Here is a 19,168-nt window from a genome sequence, read left to right on the forward strand (position 1 = left end):
CGGGGGTCTCACTCGTCGGCGCCGAAGGTGTGCGCCAGCACCCAAGAGGCGAACTTCGCGATCTTTGCGTCGATGACCAGCGGCGTGGTGCGCGGGCCGGCCACCCAGTCCGCAACAGGCGCCAGGTCCTCCACCGAACGCACCGTCAGGGCCTCGCAACCATAGCCGCGGGCAATGGCGGCAATATCGGTGGCGGGAAATACCACGGTATCGAGCTGATCGGTCTCGTGCTCGAAGTGGTGCACCTCTGCTCCATAGGCGTCGTCGTTGTACACGACCACCACCAGGGGGAGCTGTTCACGCACGGCCGTATCGAGTTCGACATGGGACATCATGAACCCGCCATCGCCGACCCCGGCGATCGCCACGCGTCCGGGCTGGGCGGTCGCCGCCCCGATCACCGAGGAGATCGCCAAACCAATGGACTGAAAAGCCAGCGGCACCGAGTACCCGCGGGTGTCCGGCACCCGGAAGTGCATGGCCGGGTAGGCGTTGAAGTTCCCCCCGTCCGGGGCCACCACGCGGTCCATGGGCAGCATCTCATCGAGGGCATTGGTCAGCATGCGCGGGTCGATCACCCCACCGTGCCCCTCGGCGGCCGGCTCGGAGCGATCCTCGAAGGGCTGATCCCGCCAGTGCAGTGAGTCGCGCAGTCGGCGGCCGACCTCCTCGGTGCGGTAGCCGGTCCGCGGCAACGAACCGACCTGCGGGTGCTCGGCGACCTGGGCCTCGAGAGCGGCACAGAGCGCTTCGGCTGCCAGCGCGGTATCGGAGAGCACCGAGCGTGTCACCGGATAGTGCAGACCAAAAGCCGAAACCGTATCGTCGATCTGGATCACCGTTTTGTTGGCCAGCAGCGCCCCGGAGCGGGTAGTCCAGCGGTTCAGTGCGGCGCCGAAGACCACCAACAGGTCCGCCTCGGCCACCAGCTGGGCGGCGCCGTCGGTGGCGAAGCCGCCCATCACATCGGTGTGCCAGGGATCGTCCACGAACAATCCGCGCCCGGCCGCCGAGGTGGTCAGCAGTGCCCCGCTGAGCTCACCCAGTCGCAGCAAGGGCTCCTCGGCATGGTGGGCACCGCGGCCGGCCAGCAGCACCGGCCGTTCGGAGGTCAGCAGGGTGTCGGCGATCTCCCGCGCGGCCTGATCATTCAGCCCCGCCGGGTCCGGGTGCACTGGCGGCGCCGCTGCCTGCACCTGCTCGATCTGGGCTTCGGAAATCTCCGCTTCCTGGATGTCCAACGGCATGGACAGCACCACGGCTCGTCGATCCACGAGGGCGCGCGTCACCGCCCGCACCGTATCCTCGACCGCACGGTTGGCACTGTGTAGCCGCTCGGCGACAGCCCCCATACCCTCGATGACTTTGTCCTGGTCGATCCAGAAGTTCGACCCAAATTGGCCCCCCGGGGTGTCGCCGGAGATCACCAGCAGCGGGGTGCGGGCCTTGGCAGCCTCCCCCAGCCCGGTCAGGGCATTCGACAGCCCGCACCCCTGGTGCACGGTGACCACCGCAAAGGTCCCGGTGACCCGCCCATAAGCATCGGCCATGCAGGCGGCCCCCATCTCATGGCGGGTTGCGGTGAAGCGCGGTGGGTGACCAGCGGGCCCCGCGGTAGCGAGTAGTGCGTTGGTGGCCCGGAAGTTTCCCGAGCCCACCACGCCGAAGACGTGCCCGGCGCCCATACGAGCGATGATCTGGCCAACGGCCTCACTGACTTTCATGGTTCTCCTTGTGTTCAACCCGGCAGGGTCGGTGCTGTGTAGTCGCTCTGCTCTTCCGGGGACGATCACTGCGGCGGCAGCAACTCGTCGAGGTTCGGCTCCTCGGAGATCACCCCATGCCGCGCTGCGGCCTCGCCGAGCACGGAGAGCCCTTCGCGGGAGAATTCGGAGCTAAATCGGGGCAACGTGATCCGCTCCAGCATCTCTTCGTCGATCGTGGTGTAGGTGCCGATCACCTCGCGCACTACCTCCGGGTTGTCCTGACTGAACTCCAAGGACCGCTCCATGGCACGTTGAAAGGCCTCTACGGTGTCGGGCCGATCAGCCAGGGTTTCTTCGGAGGTGAAGTATCCGCCGATGTCCAGGTCGGGGTGCGCCTCGGCATAGGGCCAGGCGATGGGCTTCAGCCCATGGTCGAGGGCGGCGGTGAGATAGGGCTCCAGCAGCAGGGCGGAGGACACGTTGCCATTGGTCACAGCTGCTTCAGCCTCACCGAAGGCCAGCTCCACGAACTCGATGTCTGCGCCATCAGCACCGGCTTCGTCCACAGCCAATCGGATGGCGGTGTCGCCGATGTTGTTGAGGTTGTTCGAGGAGGTTTGCTCCCCGGAGAGGTCGGCTGTTTCGTGGAGCTCAGAGTCTTCAGGGGCGACGACGGCGGCAAAGTCCGCACCGGGTTCACCGGTGGTGGTGGCCCCGTTGGAGACATAACGCAACGGTAGTCCCTGATCACGAGCGACCATCAAGGAGACCGTATTGCCAAAGGCGAAGTCGTAGTCGCCAGCCACCACACCCGGGACCGCGACGGCACCGCCGGTGGTGTTGACGATCTCCACCTCCAAGCCCTCTTCCTCGAAGAAGCCTTCGCTGATGGCCACATGCAGCGGAGCCACGTCACCGATCGGAATAGCCCCGACGGTAACTTGCTCCAGTTCGGCATCGTCGCCGTTGCCCGTGGCGTTGGTGGGTTCGTCGGAGCCGCACGCAGCCAGTCCAAGTGCCAGACTGGTAACGCCCAGCACCGCAATGAATCGACGGCGTGTACCGAGGCGAGTAGAGGGACGCGGGTCAGCGATGTGAGTAGTCATGCTCACACGCTATGACGCAGCTCACATCTCGTCTACGGATACTTCTGCATCGATTCCATCAGCCACACTGATGGGTTCGCGCAGCCCGGAATCTCGCAGCAACGATATCGCAAGATCTCCGAACCATGACGACGCCCGCGTGCGCGGAACCCGAGGCAGATGCGCCATCACTCGAACCCTGGCATGGTCAACGGGGGCGGGCCAGTGCTCAATATTCCACCGGGATCCCCAGCTGGCTCGCAGCGCATCGGGAACAAAGGCAATGAGATCAGCCGCGACCAGCAAGGCGGGGATGCCGGCGAAACTTTCGGTGAGCACGGACCCCGGGGGCGCGACCGGTAGATCACGCTCAACCAAGGTGTGGCCGGTAACGGAAGAAATGACCACCCGTGGACGACCGACCACTTCCTCACGGCCAGGGCCACGAGGACCGAAGGTGCCACGGCGTGCCACGCAGACGTAGTGGTCGTAGCGCAGCAATTCCGATCGCACAGCACCGTGCACTTCAGTGGACATCACGGCCAGATCGAGCTCCCCTTCAGAGAGCTGGGTAGCGGCTTCGTCCATCTTGGGTGAGCTCACCACGAGCCGGGCGTGGGGCGCTTGCGCATGCAGGCCCGCGACCAGGGTGGGCAGAAAGGTGTGCTGTCCGACGTCGGTCAGCGCCACTCTGAAGCTCGACGTTGTCGTACGGGGGTCGAAGTGCACCACCCGGTCGATCGCACTCTCGCCCGCTCGCACCAAGTCCGCAGTGTCTGCATAGAGCTGCAGCGCCACGCGGGTAGGCACCACACCCCGCCCCTGCTTGACGAAGATCTCGTCCCGGGTCAGTCGCCGCAACCGGTTCAGCCCGTGGGTGATGGCGGGCTGGCTGAGCTGGAGCCGCTCTGCGGCGGCCGTCACCGTCCCCTCCTCGATGACGGCCGCCAAAACCCTCAGCAGGTTTAGGTCGAACGTCATCGAGGCGGGCGGTGTCAGGGTGAATCAGTCGATGTACAGGTCATCATCGGCCGGTGCAGCACCGATGAATTCGTAGCGCACGGCAAGCTCGCTGATCTGGCTGATCTCGTCCTTCGGGATCTCGCCATCGAGGCGCTCCATACGCAAGTTCTGCGCGGCCTCGGGGCTGATTTCGATAAAGTCAGGCAGCAACTCGCGGGCGCCTTCCTGGTCGGCTTCAACACCGGCCAGCGACTCCTGCATGGCCGCAGCGAAGGCTTCGGCCACCTCCGGGTTCTCTTCGGCGAAGGATCCGGAGGTGAAGGTCACCATGGTGGGCATGCCCGGAATGGCGTCCTGGAAGCTGTAGCCGACCAGCCGGTTCGTCTCTTCGGCCAGGGCGTTGGACAGGAACGGCTCCGGGACCCAAATAGCGTCAGTGTTACCGGCCTCGAGCTGTGCCTGCATGTCTGGGAACGGCATTTCGGAGAAGTTCAGCGAGGTCGGGTCCGCGCCTTCTTCTTCGGCGTCAGCCATGATGGTCAGATCTCCCAGTGTGCGCAGGGCGTTCACTGAGGTGGTCTTGCCTTCAAGGTCCGCGTAGCTCTCGATGTCGGAATCGGCGAGGGTCACCACACCGGCGATGTCATCACCCTCACCGAGGGAGTTGGAGTAGCCAGCCACGATCCGCATATCCAGGCCCTGGTCCACCGCAGTCAACACGGACAGCGGGTTACCCACGCCGAAGTCGAGCTGGCCGGAGGTGACGGCCGGGAGCATCGCCGCTCCAGCATTGGAGGTGGAGATCTCCACATCCAGGCCATGCTCTTCGAAGATGCCCTGTTCGATGCCGTATTTCACGCCAATGGACGGGGCGATTGGCAGCACACCGACGGTGACTTGGGTCAGTTCGCCGGAATCAGCGCCGCCGCCACCGCTGGCAGCGTCGTCGCCTTCGGCGCCGGACGGGGAACCGGAGCCACAAGCGGTCAGGGCCAACAGACCGGTGGCAGCCAGTGCGGCGAGAGTGGCGCGAGCGCCTCGGGAGTGAGTTGAGATGAACGACATGGGAGGTCTCCATTCATGGTGAACGAAATAGACTCAAGCGCTAGCGAATGTTAGCTGGATCACACTCTATCTAGCTATGAAGTGAGCTACAAGAGGCATGCACTTATGTGACGAAGAAAATTGTTGAATTTCATCATCCTGGTCGTTCTCAAGGATTCTGAAGCGGCGTTCAGGGACGCTTCGGGCCCCGCAACATCGTGTGTTGCGGGGCCCGGCGGTCACTTCTGAGTGGGCGCTAGCCTCAGGCGTAGAAGCGCGAAAGGAAGGTAGCGACCACGGCCGGGCGCTCCTCGCCTTCGATTTCGATGGTTCCGTTGGTCACCAGGTGCAGACCGTTACCCTTGACCTCGGAAACCTCAGCGATCACACCGTGCATGCGCACACGGGAGCCGACCTTCACCGGCGAGGTGAAGCGGACTTTATCCAGCCCGTAATTCACCTTGGTGGAGACGCCGGTCACGTCGAAGAGGTCGGTCCAGAACGGGATGATCAGCGACAGGGTAAGGAAGCCGTGAGCGATCGGGGCGCCGAACGGGCCGTCCTTGGCGCGCTCGGGATCGACGTGGATCCACTGGTGATCGCCGGTGGCGTCGGCGAAGGTATTGACCATCTCCTGCGTCACCTCGATCCAATCTGAGTAGCCGAGGTCTTTGCCGGCCAGGCCGGAGACCTCGGAGAAGTCGACAACAGTCTTCGCGGTGCTTTCAGTCATGATGGGGGTTCCTTTCCAGAACTATGAGGGGGTTAGACGAAGGCGCTAGTGCCGGTAATGGAGCGTCCGACGATCAGCGCGTTGATTTCGTGGGTGCCTTCGTAGGAGTAGACGGCTTCGGCGTCCGCGTGGAACCGAGCAACGTCGGTGTCCAGGGTGATGCCGTTACCGCCGCAGACCTCGCGGGCCAGGGCTACGGTCTCGCGCAACTTGCTCGCCGAGACCATTTTCGCCAGGGCGGAATTCTCGTCCTTGTAGACGCCCGACGCCTGCTGTTCCGTCAGCTGCACGGCCAGGGCGAGCGACGAGGTCACGTTCCCCAGCATCCGGGCCAACTTTTCCTGGATCAGCTGGAATCCGGCCAGTGGACGACCGAACTGTTCACGTTGGGTCACGTAGCGCACCGCAGCCTCATAGGCTCCGGCCATGGCGCCGACAGCAATCCAGGTGACGTCTGAGCGCATCAGCCGCAGGCACGATGCCACGTCTTTGAACGAGTTGATATTGCGCAAGCGCGCATCGGCGTCGACCACGACATCGGTGTAGGTAATCTCCGCGTTCTGCATGATGCGCAAGGAGGCCTTGCGCTGGATCTTCTCCAAGGTGACCCCCTCAGCGGTGCGGGGCACCAGGAAGGCCTTGACCTGGCCGTCAGCAATATCTCGAGCAAAGGTGCACAGCACGTCGGCATCGAAGGCGCCGCCGATCCAGCGCTTGGCGCCGTTGATCTTCCAACTGCCGTCCTCCAATTGCTCCGCACGGGTGGCAAGCCCACCGGCCACGTCGGAGCCGTGGTCGGGTTCCGTGAGCGCGAAGACGCCGCGTAGCTGGTACGTGCGGATCTTCTCGTCCAGCTCACGTGCCTGCTGCTCGTCGCCGCCCACCACACAGGCGGTGCGGAACAGCCCGGCTTGAGCGTTGTAGAACGTCGCCATGTTGATGTCGCAGCGAGCCAACTCGAAGTTGCGGAAGGCCACCAGCAGATCGCGCACCGGTTCACCCGCGGCGGCCAGTGCAGGCGGGTCCATCAGCCCCAATGACTCCAGCGGCTCCACGACCTCGGTCGGGAATCGGTCCTCGCTCCACGCGTCATTGAGATAGGGATGAACCTTCGTCTCGAGCACGTGGCGTAGCTCGGCCAGCACCGACTTCTCGGTTTCGGTGAGCCGGTCAGCGAAGCCCAGAACATCCGAATCAATGGTGTAGGGCCTGCTCATGACGGGACTCCTTCCTGAGCAGCGACAGGGTCGGCGAGACCGAGCACCTTGACGGCGTTGTCCTTGAAAATCAGCGGACGGACTTCATCCTTGATCGGGAGGTCATTGAACGCCTTGACCCACTTTTCTGCAGGAATCAGCGGGTAGTCCGTACCGAACAGCAGCTTGCGCGAGAGCACGTTGGAGGCCTGGCGCACCAGCGACTCCGGGAAATATTTGGGTGACCAGCCGGAGAGGTCGATGTAGACATTCGCTTTGTGAGTGGCAATCGAGTTCGCTTCGTCCTGCCACGGCACCGAGGGGTGAGCCATGATGATGGTCAGCCCAGGGAAGTCCGCAGCGACGTCGTCAAGCAACAGCGGGTTCGAGTACTTCAGCTTGATGCCCCGGCCGCCAGGCAGCCCGGCCCCCATCCCGTTCTGGCCGGTGTGGGAGACGATCGGCAGACCGAGCTCTTCCAGGGTTTCCCAGAGCGGATAAAACTCCCGGTCAGAGGGATCGAAACCCTGCACCGAGGGGTGGAACTTGAAGCCGCGCACGCCGAGTTCGGTGGCCTGACGACGCGCCTCGGTGAGGGCGTCTGCGCCGGTGCGCGGGTCGACAGAGCCGAAGGGAATCAGCACGTCGTTGTGGCGCGCGCAGCCGGCCACGAGATCGTCTATGGAATTCGGCTTATGACCGAGCTGGGTGCGCGCGTCCACGGTGAACACCACGCCCGCCATGGACTGGCCACGGTAGACCTCGGCGATGCGATCCACCGAGGGGGTGCGCTCGTCGGCTTTGAAGTACTTCTCGGAAGCGGTGTAGAAGTCCTCCGGGAGCGATTTGTGGCCGCACTCGTCGATCTCAAGATGAACGTGCATGTCGATGGCGTCGACCGCGTCCACGTCCACCGCGCAGGTGTACAAGGTGCTGTTCGTCATGATGGATCGCCTCAGGCGTCAGGCTGCAGCTCGGCCGGCAACTCGGGGAAGCGCTCCCCCACCGACTGCTTGTTGCCCTCCAGGATGGCTTTGCCTTCCGACTGCATGGTGGCGTAGTCCCAGCCACCGTCGTGGAATTCCTGCACGACGGGTTCCGGATGGCTCCACACCTGCAGTCGGTCGCCACCCACCCCGACGGCCTGGCCGGTGATGCCCTCGGCTGCGTCGGAGGAGAGGAAGGCGATGACGCCGGCAACATCCGCGGCGGTACCGAAGCCAAGCTCCTTGCGGAAGAAGTCAGGCATGGCCTCGCCGCGCTCGTCGGCTTCCACAGCCTTCTGGAAGAAGGGCACGGTCTTAGTCATAGCGGTGGCGGCCACGGGGATGACGGCGTTGACAGAGACGCCCGCCTTCTTCATCTCCAGTGCCCACGTGCGGACCATGCCGACGATGCCGGCCTTGGCAGCCGCGTAGTTGGTCTGACCGAAGTTGCCGCGCTGGCCGGTGGGGGAACCGATGCAGACGATACGCCCAGCCACGCCATTGGTCTTGAAGTACTCGAACGCCGCGCGCACACAGGTGAAGGTGCCCCGCAGGTGCACACCGATGACGGCGTCGAAGTCGTCGTCGGTCATCTTCAGCAGTGACTTGTCGCGCAGGATGCCGGCGTTGTTGACCAGGATGTCCAGACCGCCGAATGTTTCGACCGCGGCGTCGACAAGCTGCTGCGCGGTTTCGGAGCTACCCACGGGAGCGACCACGGCAACGGCCTCGCCGCCAGCGGAAGTGATGGAAGCCACAGCCGCCTGGGCAACCTCTTCGTTGATGTCATTGATGACGATCTTCGCACCCTGACGGGCGAGTTCCTGGGCGTAAGCAAGGCCTAGCCCTGCGCCGGAGCCGGTAACGATCGCGACCTTACCTTCGAGTGACATGGCGAATCTCCTTCGTTTATGATGTGCTGTTATACATCACAACCGATATAGTTGAGTTTGTCAACGAAGAATCGTCGATCGGCATCAGAACGCGCTTTTCTGCGCGTCATGGTGCGTAGGATGGTGGACCGATTCGAGCCGTACCACCGCTGGTCAGACTGAAAGAAGCAGATGAGCACAGTATCCGAACCCATCGCCCCCGGCCTGGAACGATTCTTTGATTCCGACTTGGCTCAGGAAGTCCAGTTCTTGGCCGCCCGCGCCCGCGCCCGCGGCTCCGCCCACGCCAATGCGCAGTTGCAGGACCTCGGGATCAAAGTGCGGCAATATTCGGTGCTATCGCTGGCAGCCTCCGGCCTCAACCCTTCCCAGCGCGAGCTGGGGGTGTTTCTGGGGCTCGATCCGTCACAGGTAGTGGCACTGGTTGATCAGCTGCAAAACGATGGGCTGGTCGAGCGTCAGACCGACCCGAATGACCGTCGCTCCAAGATCGTCATCACCACGGATGACGGGCAGAAGCTCTACCAGCAAGCGCATGAAATCGTGACAGCGTCGTCCGACGTCACGCTGGGAACATTGTCCCCGCGCGAGCGCAAGCAGCTACGCGACCTGCTCATGAAGGTCGCCTTCTAATCAACGGGAACTCTAGAAAGCAACCGGGGGCGATGCAGATGATCTGCATCGCCCCCTTTTCATGCCCCGCACAGGCGAGACGCTTCTACCTCGCGATCAGAGTCCGCCACCGTGGGTGACACCGGGCTTGCCCTTGGACCGGGAGTCAGCCGAGGTCGCCGATAGCGTGTCCTCGGGACGGAAGCCCTTCTTGGCGAGCTGGATTTGCTCGTAGACGTGGTGGCGCAACTCGGTGAAGCGCTGTGAGGAACGGGTCTCCAGCTGATCACGCTCGTCGGGCAGATCAATCTTCACGTCCTGCTGCACCACGGTAGGCGAGGAGGACAGAATGATCACACGCTGACCGAGATACACCGACTCGTCGATGTCGTGGGTCACGAACAGCACCGAGACGCCGAGCTGCTTCCAGACCCGGCGTACCAGGTCCTCCAAGTCGGCGCGTGTCTGCGCGTCCACCGCGGCGAAGGGCTCATCCATGAGCAGGACTTCCGGCTGGTAGGCGACCGCACGGGCGATCGCCACGCGCTGCTGCATACCGCCGGAGAGCTGCCACGGATAGGAGCGCGGAACGTGCGCCAGGCCGACGGCTTCCAGCGCGTTATCGACGAGCTCCTTGCGGCGAGCCTTGTCCATGCCCTGATTCTTCAGCGGCAGTTCCACATTTTCGCGCACACGCATCCACGGGTACAGCGACCGACCGTATTCCTGGAAGACGACGGCCATGGACTTGGGCGGTCCGGTGACCTTCTTGCCGTGCAGGGTGACTTCGCCGTTGGTGGGCGCCAAGAGCCCGGAGATGCACTTGAGCAGTGTGGTCTTGCCAGACCCGGAGGGTCCCACCAGGCAGGCGAGCTCGCCCTTGGGCAGGTCGAAGGTGAGGTTCCGGACGGCCTCGATGTCGCCACCGTCGGTGTGGTAGACCTTCTTCAAGTTGCGCACCGAGAGCATGGCCTCGCCATCGGGCAGGGTCAAGCCCACCGGCAGTAGCCCGTCGGCGGTTTCTGCGGTGGTCCCTTGGTTCGGGACGAGAGTGGATTCGGTGGGGGTGGGTTCGGTCGTCATGGCCGGGGTCCCTTCAGCTGGTGCGGTCGATGCGGGCGCGGTGCGCCGGGATGCGGGGTCGGGGGCGGGGGTGGAATGAGGATCATGCGGCATTCTCGAGCTCCCGCTGACCGTGGTACCACTTGAGCAGTACGCGTTCGACCGCCTGGAAGATGAACGAGAGGATCACACCGATGAGGCCGAGCACCACGATGCCGGACCACATTTCCGGAATGGCGAACGAGCGCTGGAACTGAACGATCAGGTAGCCAAGGCCGGCCGAGGAAGCGAACATCTCCGAGATCACCATCAGGATCAGCGCGATCGACAGTGACTGGCGTACGCCCGCCATGATCTGTGGCAGCGCCGAGGGCAGGATCAGGTAGCGCACCAGGGCGAAGCCGGTGATGCCGTAGGTGTGGGAGGTGTCCGAGAGAACCTCATCCATGGAGCGCACACCTTCGATGGTGTTGAGCAGAATGGGCCACACGGCACCCAGCACGATCACCGCGACTTTCATATCGTCTCCGATGCCGATCAGGAGCATCATGACGGGGATGAGCACGGTCGGTGGGATCGCGCGGAAGAACTCCAGCGTCGGTTCCAACAGCTGGCGCAACCAGCGGAACGAGCCGATCAACAACCCGCCGATGATGCCGATGACGATGGAGAGAACAATGCCGATGAACAGGCGCCCCACGGAGGGCAGCAGGTCAGATTGGATGCGGTTCCACGTCCACACGTTGGAGAACGCATTGGTCATCTGTCCCCAGTCGGGGACGAAGAAGCTGGAGGACTGCGAGGACCAGATCACCCAGGCGACCAGCAGCAGAACGGGCAGCGTCACAATGAAGAACAGGTCTTTCAGGATTTTCAATTGACGACCTCCGAACGAACCGAGGTGTGCCAGGACAGCAGCTGCCGCTCCACCACACGCATCACGAGATTGATCAGCACGCCCAAGATGCCCGTCGCCAACACGAGCGAGTACATCGAGACGTAGGCGCCGCCGGACTGGGCCTTGGCAATTTCAGCACCAAGCCCCGGGGAGCCGATAATCAGCTGGGCGGTGATGGCCAGAATCAACGCGACCGCCGCCGCAAGACGAACGCCGGTCATCAGGTAGGGCAGCGCCGTTGGGAAGACGACATAGCGCAACCGGGCGATCGGGCCCAGACCATAGGAGCGGGCGGTGTTCATGGCCACGGTGTCCACATCCGCCACTCCGTAGAGCACCTGGATGAGGACCTGCCAGAAGCAGGCATAGACAATGAGCAGCAACGCCGATTCGATGCCGATGCCCAGCAACAGTACGGCCAGCGGGATCAAGGCCACCGAAGGCACCGGGCGCATGAACTCGATCGTCGAGTTAGTGAACTTCTTCAAGAATGGCGAGGAACCGATGATGAAGCCCAGAATGGCGGCCGCGCTCACCGCGATGAGCATGCCGATCAGCCAGGCTTTCAAGGTGTCCCAGACGGCCACCCAGAAAAGCGTCAACCCAAAGTTGCGGAACAAATCGACAATGGCCTCGGAAGCCGGCGGCATGAAGCGGGCGTTGACGATACCCAGAATCGGCATCAGCTCCCAGATCATGAGGAAGCCGAGGATACCGACTGCGCCCAACAGTCGTGACTTCCAGCCCCGGCGCTTCCGGCGCACCGCCCGAGCGGGTCCGGTTGCCGTTTTGCGACCCGTCGCGCCGGCCTGGGCGACGGAGCCGAACGGCGCGCCCGGGTCCGGGCGCGTGGAGATATCCAGCCCGGCACTTTTATAGCCGGCGGGGTATCGATCGGCCTTTCGTCCGGAGGCCGAGGACTCCAGCCTGTGGAGGCGATGGACGTCCTGTTCTTCACCCCCAGGTGATGGTTTTTCCGTCATGGTCACCCTGACTCTCTTCTGTGGCGAGTTCACTAATTTGTGAGTTATGACACACTAGAATCAGAGTAGACGCCTCAAGCGATCAATACAAGTCATCAATAGTTATGTTTCTTAACTACTTTGCTGGTGTTGACCCAGTCGAATTCAAGGGTCAGCGGACGACCCACAGATCAATGATCACGCGGTCTGGCTCGCGTTGGCCCGAACCGATCACAATCGACGTCGACAACCAGCCCCAGGCCCCCTCATCCGTGTCCGCCACCTCGAAATGCGGGGCACACCGGAAGTAGATCCGTTCCGGCGGCACCACCTCTCCGCGCACCAGTGCCTGGATGTCTTCTACGGCACCTGTGCGGTAGGCGGCGTTGGTGACGAAGAGTCGCGCGCCGTCTTCCATGGCCACCACGTAGCGGGCATCCAGGAATGCCTCGGAGGGCGTGCGCAGCAGCTGGAAATCTGCGCCAGCGGCCAAAATCTGCCCCCGACCACGCGGGCCAGCGAAGGTGCCACCGGTAATCGGGATCACGCGGCGCTGGCCGGCGTGGGTATGCCCCACCTCAACCGGCGCGGCAACGTGCACCTCGAGTCGCCCGAGGTAGTCGAGGGCAGGCGGGGCAGGAGAAAGCGTCTCGTTCATGCTCACACCTTCCTCGCCAGCAGTTGAGGATGTCAAGAATTCTGGTTGCTCAATTTTGCGACATCGGATGCACATTATTTGTCTTTGCGGGACTGAGAAGTCGGTCGCATAGTTGTGTCATGACTCACATCGACTCACTGACCGCGGCGCCACCCACCGGGGTGTCGCGCCGCAAGCGCCGCAAGGATCTCGTCGCCGTCAACCTGGGCAACGCCCTGGAATGGTTCGACTGGAACATTTACGCGATCTTCGCCCCGTTCTTCGCGGCCCAGTTCTTCCGCTCGGATGATCCTCTCTCTAGCCTGCTCTCGACCCTGGCCGTGTTCGCCGTTGGATTCTTGATGCGCCCCGTCGGCGGTTGGCTATTTGGACGTCTCGCCGATGAGAAGGGCCGACGGTTCAGCCTCACCCTGGCGATCCTGCTCGCCTCGGCCGGTTCCCTGATGATCGCCGTCGCCCCCACCTTCGACAGCATCGGGGTATTCGCCGGGGTGATCTTGCTGGTGGCTCGCCTGGTTCAGGGGCTGTCGCACGGTGGTGAGACGGGCAGCGCATTCACCTACCTCGCCGAAATCGCTCCGAGTCACCGGCGCGGCATGTGGGCGTCGACGCCGTGGCTGGGTGTCGCCGCGGGAACGATGCTCGCCACCGGGATGGGCGTGCTACTGACCGCGATCCTCGACGACGCGCAGATGGCGGAGTGGGGCTGGCGGGTGCCGTTCGCCGTCGCCGCAGTGCTTGGCCTGTACGCGCTGTACATCCGCCGCACCATGACGGAATCCGAGGTACACACCGCGGCGGTCACTGACGCGGCCCATGAAACGGGAGCTTCCGCACCGAAGACCCAGCCGCTGGGCGAGGTCATGCGCGAGCTGGCCCGGGAGTGGAAGCCGCTACTGCAGATCATCGGCCTGACCATTTCCGGCGTCGTCGCCTTCTACACGTGGTTTATTTTTGCCCCGGGGTATGCGGCGCAACAGTTTGGCATGGATGCGACGGCGTCGCTGGTCGCAGGATTGTTGGGGCAGGCGGTGTTCCTGGTGGCTATTCCGTTCATGGGGATGTTCTCGGATCGCATTGGACGCCGTCCGGTGTTGATGATTTTCGCGGCGGGCTTCGCGCTGTTGGCCTTTCCAATGGAATGGCTGCTGGGCCCGAGCCCACTGATGCTCTGGGTCACCATGGCCATGGGTTCTCTGTTGTTGGCCGCGAACTGTGCGCCGTTGGGCGCTGTGTTTGCAGAGCTGGTGCCTACCCGCCAGCGCGCCACATTGATCGGCATCGGGTATGCCACCTCTGGCGCCATCTTCGGCGGGACGGCACCGTACCTGAACACGTGGTTCTCCTCCCTCGGTCTTCACGAGTTGTTCGTGGGATATATGGTGTTGCTGTGCGTGATCAGCGTCCTTGTCATCTGGCGCATGCCCGAGACCGCGGGGCGTGCCTTCCGCTGAGGTCCCCTAAAGATCGGCGGTGGTCCTCGTGCGCATGACCTTGAGGCAGTTGGAGTGCTTCGCCTCGATTGCCCAGATGGGCAGCATCGCGGCCGCCGCCGAGAACCTGCACATCTCTCGGACCTCCGTAACGGACGCCTTGGATACATTGGAGAAAATCACCGGAACCCAACTATGCGTGCGCAGCCGCAGCACCGGGGTGGAGCTGACGGTAGCCGGCGAGGATTTTCTCACCCGGGCCGAGGAGATCCTCTCGGCTGCTGAACGACTGGAATCACCGGTATCGGATCAAGGACTCCAGGGGGCACTCTCGGTGGGGTGCTTTTCGTCACTGGCGCCCACCGTGTTGCCCGCGGTGTGGGCGGAGCTGTCGCAGGAGCACCCCGAGCTGGAGTTGACGGTGACGTCGACGCACCGCGACGACATGCTGGCCGGGTTGAACAGCGGTGTTTTCGACGTGATCCTTGGGTACAACCTCAATGTGCTACCGGGCATCTCCACGGCCACGCTGTACGACACCCAGATGTACGCGCTCCTACCAGCAGATCATCGCCTGGCGGCGGGGCCGATGGCGCGGATCGAGGATCTGGCCCAGGAACCACTGCTGCTAATGGATGTCTCCCCCAGCCGCGAAGACATCCTTTCGTATTTCGCCCACCACACGGTGACGCCCCAGGTACGGTTCCGAAGCCCGCATTTCGAGCTGATTCGGTCGCTCGTGGCGCGCGGTTTGGGCTATTCGTTATTCATTCAGCGCCCCGCCGGTGACCAGAGCTACGAGGGACTGCCCCTGGCGTGCTTGCCACTGGATCCACCCACCCATGTCGAGCGGACCTGTGTGGCGTGGTCGCGCAAGCGGGCACCGTCCGCACTGATCCGCGCGTTCGTTGCGGCTGCACAACGTCACGGTGAAGGGCTGCGCCCTTCCTCACACGGCACGGCCTGAGCCGCAGCCCGAATCACGCGCCGGTATTGCGGTCCCAGTGGAGGTTTCCTCGCGGAAGTGGAAGCCGCGGGTTCTTGGGCTACGAGCACGGCGGCTCCAGTCAGAGTGCAGGTCAAATCGTAGGCCACAGCAACGCCCCCAGCTCCAGAGCGTCGAGACGCAACGGAGCGTGAGGATCCGGGGAAGGAAACCATGTATTCAGCACCTGCTTCATCAGTAACACCGCATACCAGTGTCCGGAGTTTTCGGGCACACCAGTGACCACGATAGAAGATGGAGTGGGAAGCCACTTGTCATCTCGCGGGACCCGACAAAGAACACTCGAGATGTCACAGACATTTACGACGACGACACGGTTTCCATCGCTACTGAAACGTCACTTCGGTTAGCTATCCTCGCCCCACTGTGCCACAATGAGCACGTTCAGCCCGAGCTGAAGCTCATGAGATGTGAGCGACGCAGGCGCGCGCCGACCCCACAGGGTCGGGACTGTGCAGCCGGTCGACGATCCAGCATGAGCGCCCGACGCGGTCCGAGAGGGACCCCCGCTGGAAACGCAGCGACGGGACGAGCGTTCATTCACGCCTGAAGAGGGCGCTCGTCAGCGAGCCCGGGCCCTGCGGCGCCACCCGCGCCGCAGCCTGACCGACGAGCGAAAGGAAACGCGTGCCGCCAGCTACGGATGCACCAGAACTCAGTCAACTCTCCATTCCCGTGGTGATCCTGCTTATTGTGATCTTCTACGGGGGAACCCTGTTGATGTCCTTCATCATCGGGCGCAAGAAGGAGAATGCCGACGCGTACATGACCGCGGGAAACCGCATCGGCTTCGGCGTTTCAGCCGCTTCGATGACCGCCACCTGGATTTGGGCATCATCCATGTACGCCTCGGCGGAAGCCGGCTACAACTACGGCGTCTCCGGACCGATCCACTATGGTCTCTGGGGCGCGCTGATGATCCTGTTCATCTACCCGTTCGGACGGCGCATCCGAAAGGTCGCCCCACGCGCGCACACGCTTGCCGAGGTCATGTACGCCCGGCACGGCCGGTCCTCCCAGCTGATGCTGGCCGGCTCGAATGTGCTCGGTTCGGTCATCTCGCTGACCTCCAACTTCATTGCCGGTGGCGCACTGATCGCCATCCTCTCCCCGCTGAGCTTCGGCGCAGGCATTGTGATTGTCGCCGCGGGTGTGCTGCTCTACACCCTGTGGTCCGGATTCCGCGCCTCGGTGCTTACCGACTTCGCGCAGGTGATGGCCATGCTGGGTGCCGCCGCGATCATCATCCCGGTGATCTTCTTCGTGGCGGGTGGCCCGGGCATGTTCGAGGCCGGCGTATCCGCGGGCAACGTCACCGCCCAGCAGCAGAACTTCTTCTCCTCGGATGCGTTCATGAACCAGGGCGCACCCTACATCGCTGCCGTGCTGGCCTACGCCATCGGCAACCAGACCATTGCCCAGCGTCTCTTCGCGGTGCGTGAGGACCTGATCAAGCCGACCTTCATCACCGCGACGGTAGGGTATGGCGCCACCGTGATCGGTATCGGCATGCTCGGCGTGATGGCACTCTACCTGGGCGTCGAGCCGCTGCAGGGCGACACCAACAACCTGATCCCGCAGATGGCCGGCACCTACCTCGGCCCCGTGCTGCTGGCGCTGGCTTTCATCATGATCATCGGTTCGCTGTCGTCGACGGCGGACTCTGATCTGTCGGCGCTGTCCTCGATCGTCATGACCGACATCTACGGCCAAGGCAAGGGCCGCAAGAACGTGAACCCTCGGTTCATGCTCCTCGTCGGCCGCATCACGATGATCGTCGCGACCGCCGCAGCGTTGTATTTCGCCACCGCCCGGTTCAGCATCCTGGACCTGTTGGTGTTCGTGGGCGCACTCTGGGGCTGCCTGGTCTTCCCGGTGATCGCCTCGTTCTACTGGAAGAAGGTCACCAACGCCGCCTTCACCGTCTCAGTGTTGGCCGCTCTGGCGTTCTTCCTACCGGTGCGCTTCGACTGGATTCCGGCCGTGGGCGCCTGGGGCATCGTCGTCGAGGCCCTGGCGATCGTCGGAATCGGCGTGGTACTGGGCATCATGTCCTTCGGGTTCTTCGGGATGCGCCCGGCGATCATCGTCGGCACGGTGGCTGTCGTTGCGGTGCTGCCCTTCGGTTTCGGTTACCTGCGCGACTACCCGGTGCTCTCCGGTTCGCTCGTCGCCTACGCCGTGAGCTTCCTGGTCTGCTACTTCATGTCGTTCCGGTCCCAGCAGGACTACGACTTCAGCAAGATCGCCAAGGTGACCGGCAACTTCGATGAGTCCACCCCGGCCGCCACCGACGTCAACGGCTCCACCGACGAACTCACCGCATCCGCTTCAACCCAAGGAGAGAAGTAACCATGACAGTGGGACTGACCATCTATGTTCTGATGTGGCCGATCCTGGTCGCCATCATCATGTTCGTGATCGCCCGCGGATTCTTCGCTGACTGGCGCGAGGCACGCGAGGAGGGCCGGTCGATCATCTGATCCTCCGCCCGCTGATCGCAGCAGCGTTCTGCACCACGTCGGCCTCCGAGCTCACCGCTCGGAGGCCGACGTGTTTAACTGATTCAGCCCATGAAGTGCAGCAGCACCCCGAGCCCGAAGACGCCGGTGGCGAGAATGGCGCAGCCGCATTCGACCACCATGCCCCACCCCATGGCCCTCAGTGCTTGCAGGGAGGAGCGCAACGCCAGCTGCAGGTCGCGACGGCGGACGTATTCGGCGGCGAAAAGACCCAGGGCGAAGCCGATGAACAGCCCCACGAAGGGGATCAGGAAAATGCCGACGACGGCGCTGGCGGTAGCCACAAGAATCGGACCCTTGGGGATGGCTTCGCGCTTCATGGTGCGCCCAGTGAGGACCAGGGAGGCAGACATGCCCACCAGGGCGAGAGCGGCGCCGATGACCCCGGTGGACCAGGAGGCGGATGATCCCAGGATCCAGGCCCAGGCGATCAGGGTGACGACGGCGACGGGCGATCCAGGGATGATGGGAAAGATGGTTCCGGCCACCGCGACGAGCATGAGCAGGGCCGCGACGACGGTGACGATGATCTCCACGACAGTGAAGTCTACCGCCGAGGATCAGTTGGTGCTGGCGGTCTGAACGTCACTGTCTGACGAGTCAGTGGCGGTGCCGCGGCTTAGTGGCGGCAGGTAGAGCGCCGGGTCAACGGTTTCGCCATCGACGACGATTTCCAGGTGCACGTGCGGGCCGGTGGAGTTACCGGTCGAACCGGCAGCGGCCAGGGTCTCGCCTGCGCTGACGGCCTGGCCCACGGAGACGTGCAGCTGCGAGTTGTGGCTGTAGGCCGTGGTGACGCCGTTGCCATGGTCGATCTCCACGCGCCAGCCGCCGGTGACGTGCCAGCCGGCAAAGGTCACGGTGCCGTCGCCCGAAGCCTGCACGGGGGTTCCGGTGGGCACGGGGTAATCCTGGCCGATGTGGAACTGGTAGCCGTAGCCGGTGGGGTTGGAGCGCATGCCGTAGGGCGAGGAAATGCGGTTCGCGTTCACCGGGTGCGCCAGGCGCAGGTCACCGGGGAGCTCGAGCTCGCCGCCTGCCATCACGGCCTCAACAGCGGTCGAGGCGCTCCTCAGGCCCAGCTCTTCAACGGTCGGCGCTCCGGCCTCCGTGGTGGCTTCTTCATCCGAAGCGGCGGCTTCAGCAGCAACAGCAGTGTCGGCAACATCGCTTCCGGAGCCGCTGGCTTCAACAGTGCCCCCCTCGATCACGAAGCTCTCGCGCTCGGCGATGGAGTCGGATTCCTGGGCGGTCACCGAGGTGCGCTCGACGTCGAGGTTTTCCGGCTGAGCAACGAGTCCAGCAGTGAGGACCGAAAGTCCGGTGGCGCAAACAGCGGCAGAGGTGAATGCGAGACGTCGAATGGAACGACGTACCGGACGAATTTCGGACACTCTGCACCCCCGGTG

Annotated in this window: 19 protein-coding genes; 5 read left to right on the forward strand and 14 right to left on the reverse strand. The window is 63.6% G+C overall.

What is annotated here, in order from left to right; translation table 11 throughout:
- Positions 1–8 precede the first annotated feature (8 nt).
- From P8192_RS12005 to P8192_RS12040, 8 genes are all read right to left on the reverse strand, one after another.
- Positions 9–1,724 carry a thiamine pyrophosphate-binding protein gene (locus tag P8192_RS12005; protein WP_278157268.1) on the reverse strand — a complete coding sequence of 572 codons (1,716 nt, stop codon included), beginning with the start codon at positions 1,722–1,724 and terminating at the stop codon, positions 9–11.
- A gap of 65 nt (positions 1,725–1,789) precedes the next feature.
- Positions 1,790–2,812: an ABC transporter substrate-binding protein gene (locus tag P8192_RS12010; protein WP_278157269.1), complete on the reverse strand. Its 1,023-nt coding sequence runs from the start codon at positions 2,810–2,812 to the stop codon at positions 1,790–1,792.
- A 21-nt stretch (positions 2,813–2,833) separates the two neighbouring features.
- The gene (locus P8192_RS12015; protein ID WP_278157270.1) at positions 2,834–3,772 is read right to left on the reverse strand and encodes a LysR family transcriptional regulator; all 939 of its coding nucleotides are present in this window, start codon (positions 3,770–3,772) and stop codon (positions 2,834–2,836) included.
- A gap of 24 nt (positions 3,773–3,796) precedes the next feature.
- Positions 3,797–4,819 carry an ABC transporter substrate-binding protein gene (locus P8192_RS12020; protein ID WP_278157271.1) on the reverse strand — a complete coding sequence of 341 codons (1,023 nt, stop codon included), beginning with the start codon at positions 4,817–4,819 and terminating at the stop codon, positions 3,797–3,799.
- Positions 4,820–5,060: 241 nt separating this feature from the next.
- On the reverse strand, positions 5,061–5,531 hold the full coding sequence (locus P8192_RS12025; RefSeq protein WP_278157272.1) for a MaoC family dehydratase: 471 nt from the start codon (positions 5,529–5,531) through the stop codon (positions 5,061–5,063).
- Between the two features lie 32 nt (positions 5,532–5,563).
- The gene (locus P8192_RS12030; protein WP_278157273.1) at positions 5,564–6,748 is read right to left on the reverse strand and encodes an acyl-CoA dehydrogenase family protein; all 1,185 of its coding nucleotides are present in this window, start codon (positions 6,746–6,748) and stop codon (positions 5,564–5,566) included.
- Positions 6,745–7,671, reverse strand: a complete 927-nt coding sequence (locus tag P8192_RS12035; RefSeq protein WP_278157274.1) for an amidohydrolase family protein — start codon at positions 7,669–7,671, stop codon at positions 6,745–6,747. Before P8192_RS12035 ends, P8192_RS12030 begins: the two co-directional genes overlap by 4 nt.
- Before the next feature lie 11 nt (positions 7,672–7,682).
- On the reverse strand, positions 7,683–8,606 hold the full coding sequence (locus P8192_RS12040) for an SDR family NAD(P)-dependent oxidoreductase (RefSeq protein ID WP_278157275.1): 924 nt from the start codon (positions 8,604–8,606) through the stop codon (positions 7,683–7,685).
- Between the two features lie 171 nt (positions 8,607–8,777).
- Here P8192_RS12040 and P8192_RS12045 point away from each other — a divergent pair, with 171 nt between their 5' ends.
- Positions 8,778–9,239, forward strand: a complete 462-nt coding sequence (locus P8192_RS12045; RefSeq protein ID WP_270107232.1) for a MarR family winged helix-turn-helix transcriptional regulator — start codon at positions 8,778–8,780, stop codon at positions 9,237–9,239.
- Between the two features lie 96 nt (positions 9,240–9,335).
- Here P8192_RS12045 and P8192_RS12050 read toward each other — a convergent pair whose 3' ends face one another.
- The 4 genes from P8192_RS12050 to P8192_RS12065 form a co-directional block, all read right to left on the reverse strand.
- Positions 9,336–10,187 (reverse strand): ABC transporter ATP-binding protein, encoded by an 852-nt coding sequence (locus tag P8192_RS12050; protein WP_278159818.1) that lies wholly within the window; start codon positions 10,185–10,187, stop codon positions 9,336–9,338.
- A gap of 196 nt (positions 10,188–10,383) precedes the next feature.
- Complete coding sequence (locus tag P8192_RS12055) at positions 10,384–11,157, reverse strand: ABC transporter permease (RefSeq protein ID WP_278157276.1); 774 nt, start codon at positions 11,155–11,157, stop codon at positions 10,384–10,386.
- On the reverse strand, positions 11,154–12,161 hold the full coding sequence (locus P8192_RS12060) for an ABC transporter permease (protein WP_278157277.1): 1,008 nt from the start codon (positions 12,159–12,161) through the stop codon (positions 11,154–11,156). The genes P8192_RS12055 and P8192_RS12060 overlap by 4 nt, the downstream gene beginning before the upstream one ends.
- Positions 12,162–12,312: 151 nt before the next feature.
- Positions 12,313–12,798 (reverse strand): DUF3237 family protein, encoded by a 486-nt coding sequence (locus tag P8192_RS12065; RefSeq protein ID WP_278157278.1) that lies wholly within the window; start codon positions 12,796–12,798, stop codon positions 12,313–12,315.
- Positions 12,799–12,917: 119 nt separating this feature from the next.
- On the opposite strand from P8192_RS12065, the gene P8192_RS12070 reads away from it, so the two are divergent.
- The 4 genes from P8192_RS12070 (at position 12,918) to P8192_RS12085 (ending at position 17,720) form a co-directional block, all read left to right on the forward strand.
- Positions 12,918–14,252 carry an MFS transporter gene (locus P8192_RS12070; protein WP_278157279.1) on the forward strand — a complete coding sequence of 445 codons (1,335 nt, stop codon included), beginning with the start codon at positions 12,918–12,920 and terminating at the stop codon, positions 14,250–14,252.
- 34 nt (positions 14,253–14,286) lie between these two features.
- The gene (locus P8192_RS12075; RefSeq protein ID WP_278157280.1) at positions 14,287–15,198 is read left to right on the forward strand and encodes a LysR substrate-binding domain-containing protein; all 912 of its coding nucleotides are present in this window, start codon (positions 14,287–14,289) and stop codon (positions 15,196–15,198) included.
- 666 nt (positions 15,199–15,864) lie between these two features.
- On the forward strand, positions 15,865–17,589 hold the full coding sequence (locus P8192_RS12080) for a sodium:solute symporter family protein (RefSeq protein ID WP_278157281.1): 1,725 nt from the start codon (positions 15,865–15,867) through the stop codon (positions 17,587–17,589).
- A gap of 2 nt (positions 17,590–17,591) precedes the next feature.
- A complete protein-coding gene (locus P8192_RS12085) occupies positions 17,592–17,720 on the forward strand; it encodes a putative transporter small subunit (protein ID WP_278157282.1) in 129 nt (42 codons plus the stop codon).
- An 83-nt stretch (positions 17,721–17,803) separates the two neighbouring features.
- Here the strand turns inward: P8192_RS12085 and P8192_RS12090 are convergent, their stop codons facing one another.
- Both P8192_RS12090 and P8192_RS12095 read right to left on the reverse strand, forming a co-directional pair.
- Positions 17,804–18,295 carry a DUF456 domain-containing protein gene (locus tag P8192_RS12090; RefSeq protein ID WP_278157283.1) on the reverse strand — a complete coding sequence of 164 codons (492 nt, stop codon included), beginning with the start codon at positions 18,293–18,295 and terminating at the stop codon, positions 17,804–17,806.
- Positions 18,296–18,319: 24 nt separating this feature from the next.
- Positions 18,320–19,153 (reverse strand): M23 family metallopeptidase, encoded by an 834-nt coding sequence (locus P8192_RS12095; RefSeq protein ID WP_278157284.1) that lies wholly within the window; start codon positions 19,151–19,153, stop codon positions 18,320–18,322.
- Positions 19,154–19,168 lie beyond the last annotated feature (15 nt).

Origin of the sequence: Citricoccus muralis (genome assembly GCF_029637705.1) — a bacterium.
Taxonomy (GTDB): Bacteria; Actinomycetota; Actinomycetes; order Actinomycetales; family Micrococcaceae; genus CmP2.

What these genes read in the sequence shown, in the direction of transcription:
- P8192_RS12085 (WP_278157282.1), top strand. Translation starts at nt 17,592, where the DNA reads ATGACAGTGGGACTGACCATCTATGTTCTGATGTGGCCGATCCTGGTC.
- P8192_RS12060 (WP_278157277.1), bottom strand. Translation starts at nt 12,161, where the DNA reads ATGACGGAAAAACCATCACCTGGGGGTGAAGAACAGGACGTCCATCGC.
- P8192_RS12045 (WP_270107232.1), top strand. Translation starts at nt 8,778, where the DNA reads ATGAGCACAGTATCCGAACCCATCGCCCCCGGCCTGGAACGATTCTTT.
- P8192_RS12020 (WP_278157271.1), bottom strand. Translation starts at nt 4,819, where the DNA reads ATGTCGTTCATCTCAACTCACTCCCGAGGCGCTCGCGCCACTCTCGCC.
- P8192_RS12030 (WP_278157273.1), bottom strand. Translation starts at nt 6,748, where the DNA reads ATGAGCAGGCCCTACACCATTGATTCGGATGTTCTGGGCTTCGCTGAC.
- P8192_RS12035 (WP_278157274.1), bottom strand. Translation starts at nt 7,671, where the DNA reads ATGACGAACAGCACCTTGTACACCTGCGCGGTGGACGTGGACGCGGTC.
- P8192_RS12010 (WP_278157269.1), bottom strand. Translation starts at nt 2,812, where the DNA reads ATGACTACTCACATCGCTGACCCGCGTCCCTCTACTCGCCTCGGTACA.
- P8192_RS12070 (WP_278157279.1), top strand. Translation starts at nt 12,918, where the DNA reads ATGACTCACATCGACTCACTGACCGCGGCGCCACCCACCGGGGTGTCG.
- P8192_RS12065 (WP_278157278.1), bottom strand. Translation starts at nt 12,798, where the DNA reads ATGAACGAGACGCTTTCTCCTGCCCCGCCTGCCCTCGACTACCTCGGG.
- P8192_RS12050 (WP_278159818.1), bottom strand. Translation starts at nt 10,187, where the DNA reads ATGCTCTCGGTGCGCAACTTGAAGAAGGTCTACCACACCGACGGTGGC.
- P8192_RS12075 (WP_278157280.1), top strand. Translation starts at nt 14,287, where the DNA reads ATGACCTTGAGGCAGTTGGAGTGCTTCGCCTCGATTGCCCAGATGGGC.
- P8192_RS12005 (WP_278157268.1), bottom strand. Translation starts at nt 1,724, where the DNA reads ATGAAAGTCAGTGAGGCCGTTGGCCAGATCATCGCTCGTATGGGCGCC.
- P8192_RS12040 (WP_278157275.1), bottom strand. Translation starts at nt 8,606, where the DNA reads ATGTCACTCGAAGGTAAGGTCGCGATCGTTACCGGCTCCGGCGCAGGG.
- P8192_RS12025 (WP_278157272.1), bottom strand. Translation starts at nt 5,531, where the DNA reads ATGACTGAAAGCACCGCGAAGACTGTTGTCGACTTCTCCGAGGTCTCC.
- P8192_RS12015 (WP_278157270.1), bottom strand. Translation starts at nt 3,772, where the DNA reads ATGACGTTCGACCTAAACCTGCTGAGGGTTTTGGCGGCCGTCATCGAG.